Here is a 403-nt window from a genome sequence, read left to right on the forward strand (position 1 = left end):
GGGCTGTAGGTGCTGCTGTCGCTCGTAAAAAGAAAGTAGCAAGATTAAGCGGATATTTTCAAATGGTCTTGGCAAGTATTGGTCTAATAGAAGTAATTCGAAGGTTTATTGGGGTGGAAGAAATCCCAGATTTCAGGATAATTATTGTTGTGTCTTTTCTGGCTCTTATCGCCAACTCTGTTTGTCTTTACCTTCTGCAAAAGTCGAAAAGCAAAGAAGCCCACATGAAAGCCAGTATGATCTTTACTTCGAATGATGTCATCATTAATACAGGGGTTATCATAGCAGGGGTTATGGTATTGCTCACTCAATCAAAATACCCAGATTTGATTGTAGGCACCATTGTCTTTTTGATTGTAATTAGGGGAGCAATTAAAATATTGAATTTAGGAAAGTAAAGAAA

1 protein-coding gene is annotated in these 403 nt (G+C 37.5%); it reads left to right on the top strand.

Going from position 1 to position 403, the window contains the following annotated elements; translation table 11 throughout:
• Positions 1–398, top strand: a 398-nt coding sequence (locus tag C6366_RS19020) for a cation transporter (RefSeq protein WP_146164965.1), incomplete at its 5' end; no start/stop codon positions are given.
• Positions 399–403 lie beyond the last annotated feature (5 nt).

It is taken from the genome of Desulfonatronum sp. SC1, from assembly GCF_003046795.1.
Classification (GTDB): domain Bacteria; phylum Desulfobacterota; class Desulfovibrionia; order Desulfovibrionales; family Desulfonatronaceae; genus Desulfonatronum.